Below are 3,300 nucleotides of genomic sequence, written 5' to 3'. Positions count from 1 at the left end.
AAAAATACCTTGTTCTTATGTAAGCATTAAAACAGCTATATATACAAAACCTTTAATAGCGACCAACTAATTATGAGTTGGACTATTAATTGAATAAGTGTAAGCGGTGGATGCCTTGGCAATCAGAGGCGATGAAGGACGTGCTAATCTGCGATAAGTCTGGAGGAGTTGATAAGACGCGTTATTACTCCAGAATTTCCGAATGGGGAAACCCAATAGAGCAAATCTCTATTACCACTTTTGTGGGGCGAACCGGGAGAACTGAAACATCTAAGTACCCCGAGGAAAAGAAATCAACCGAGATTCCGTTAGTAGTGGCGAGCGAAAGCGGACTAGCCGTTAATGATAGCAATAAAGATAGTGGAATAATCTGGAAAGGTTAACGACACAGGGTGATAGTCCCGTACACGAAATTTTTATTGTGGTACTAAGTTAACAACGAGTAGGGCGGGACACGTGAAATCCTGTTTGAAGATGGGTGGCTCATCATCCAAGGCTAAATACTACTGATTGACCGATAGTGAACCAGTACCGTGAGGGAAAGGCGAAAAGAACCCTTGTTAAGGGAGTGAAATAGAACCTGAAACCGCTTACATACAAGCAGTGGGAGCTAATTTATTTAGTGACTGCGTACCTTTTGTATAATGGGTCAGCGAGTTATATTCTGTAGCGAGGTTAACTTAATCAGGGAGCCGAAGCGAAAGCGAGTCTTAACTAGGCGAATTAGTTGCAGGATATAGACCCGAACCCCGGTGATCTAGTTATGGGCAGGTTGAAGTTGTAGTAACATACATTGGAGGACCGAACCGACTACTGTTGAAAAAGTAGCGGATGACCTGTGACTAGGGGTGAAAGGCCAATCAAACCGGGAGATAGCTGGTTCTCCCCGAAATCTATTTAGGTAGAGCCTCATATGAATACTTCATGGGGTAGAGCACTGTTTCTTTGCGGGCCTCATCTCGAGGTACCAATAGGATGCAAACTCCGAATACGTGAAAGTACTATATGGGAGACACACCACGGGTGCTAACGTTCGTGGTGGAGAGGGAAACAACCCAGACCGCCAGCTAAGGTCCCAAAGTTTATGTTAAGTGGGAAACGATGTGGGAAGGCATAGACAGCTAGGATGTTGGCTTAGAAGCAGCCATCATTTAAAGAAAGCGTAATAGCTCACTAGTCGAGTCGGCCTGCGCGGAAGATGTAACGGGGCTAAACATAGCACCGAAGCTGCGGCAATAACTTTAGTTATTGGGTAGGGGAGCGTTCTGTAAGCTGTAGAAGGTGTACTGGGAGGTATGCTGGAGGTATCAGAAGTGCGAATGCTGACATAAGTAACGATAAAACGGGTGAAAAACCCGTTCGCCGGAAGACCAAGGTTTCCTATCCAACGGTATTCGAGGTAGGGTTAGTCGGCACCTAAGGCGAGGCAGAAATGCGTAGTCGATGGCAAACAGGTTAACATTCCTGTACTTAATACAAATGCGATGGAGTGACGGAGAAGGTTAGGTCAGCTCACTGACGGAATAGTGAGTTTAAGCGTGTAGTTAGGCTAATTAGGCAAATCCGGTTAGCTATTGATGAGGCGTGATGAAGATATGATGATTTATCATTATAGATTGATTGATACCCGGCTTCCAAGAAAAGCTTCTAAGCTTAATTTGTATTAAACCGTACTGTAAACCGACACAGGTGGTCAGGTAGAGAATACTCAGGCGCTTGAGAGAACTCGGGTGAAGGAACTAGGCAAAATAGCACCGTAACTTCGGGAGAAGGTGCGCTGATTTGGGGTTATTACCTATGCGGTAAGAAGCTCTAATCAGTCGAAGATACCAGCTGGCTGCAACTGTTTACTAAAAACACAGCTCTCTGCAAACACGAAAGTGGACGTATAGGGAGTGACGCCTGCCCGGTGCTGGAAGGTTAATTGATGGAGTTAGGGCAACCGAAGCTCTTGATCGAAGCCCCAGTAAACGGCGGCCGTAACTATGACGGTCCTAAGGTAGCGAAATTCCTTGTCAGGTAAGTTCTGACCTGCACGAATGGCGTAATGATGGCCAGGCTGTCTCCACCCGAGACTCAGTGAAATTGAAATCGCTGTGAAGATGCAGTGTACTTGCGGCTAGACGGAAAGACCCCGTGAACCTTTACTATAGCTTGACATTGATTATTGACCTATAATGTGTAGGATAGGTGGGAGACTTTGAAGTTGGGACGTCAGTTTCAATGGAGTCGTTGTTGAAATACCACTCTTTATATGTTGATAATCTAACTAAGGAGAGTGAATCCTCTTCTAGGACATTGTCTGGTGGGTAGTTTGACTGGGGCGGTCTCCTCCCAAAGAGTAACGGAGGAGTACAAAGGTGGGCTAATCACGGTCGGACATCGTGAGATTAGTATAATGGTATAAGCCCGCTTGACTGCGAGACGTACATGTCGAGCAGGTGCGAAAGCAGGTCATAGTGATCCGGTGGCTCTTTATGACAGGGCCATCGCTCAACGGATAAAAGGTACTCCGGGGATAACAGGCTGATACCGCCCAAGAGTTCATATCGACGGCGGTGTTTGGCACCTCGATGTCGGCTCATCACATCCTGGGGCTGAAGTAGGTCCCAAGGGTATGGCTGTTCGCCATTTAAAGTGGTACGCGAGCTGGGTTTAGAACGTCGTGAGACAGTTCGGTCCCTATCTGCCGTAAGCGTTAGATATTTGAAAGGGTCTGTTCCTAGTACGAGAGGACCGGAATGGACGTACCTCTGGTGTTCCAGTTGTTCTGCCAAGGGCACTGCTGGGTAGCTATGTACGGACGGGATAACCGCTGAAAGCATCTAAGCGGGAAACCTTCCTTAAGATGAGATATCTGTATTTTAAATACTAAGGGTTGTTGTAGACTACGACGTTGATAGGTGAGGTGTGTAAGAGCTGTGAGGCTTTGAGCTAACTCATACTAATTGCCCGATTGATTAATAGTCCAACTCATGATTGAGTTGACAAGCTAGCAAGCAAATAACAAAGGTTAATTGCTAAAAGGTTTGTTGTTTTAATGCTTACATAAGAATAAGGTGTTAAGTATTAGTAATTTGAAAGCGAATAGATAGCTAAAAAACAAAAAACTCATAACACAGCATTGTTATTAAATTAAACGCTTTTGGCGACATTAGCACGTTGGTCCCACCTGATCCCATGCCGAACTCAGAAGTGAAACGACGTAGCGCCGATGGTAGTGTGGGGTCTCCCCATGCGAGAGTAGGTCATCGCCAAATTAATTTTACGTAGAAATGGGCGGTTAGCTCAGTTGGGAGA

At 45.7% G+C, this 3,300-nt stretch carries 2 rRNA genes; both read left to right on the top strand.

Annotated elements, in window-relative coordinates:
* Positions 1–83: 83 nt before the first annotated feature.
* Positions 84–2,968: ribosomal RNA gene (locus CKF58_RS00475) — 23S ribosomal RNA — on the top strand.
* 176 nt (positions 2,969–3,144) lie between these two features.
* Positions 3,145–3,260: ribosomal RNA gene (gene rrf, locus CKF58_RS00470) — 5S ribosomal RNA — on the top strand.
* Positions 3,261–3,300: the final 40 nt, after the last annotated feature.

The sequence above is a fragment of the Psittacicella hinzii genome, assembly GCF_003585935.1.
GTDB lineage: Bacteria > Pseudomonadota > Gammaproteobacteria > Enterobacterales > Psittacicellaceae > Psittacicella > Psittacicella hinzii.
Note: the sequence above shows the minus strand (reverse complement) of the source record. Positions and strands in the feature narration are given on the sequence as shown.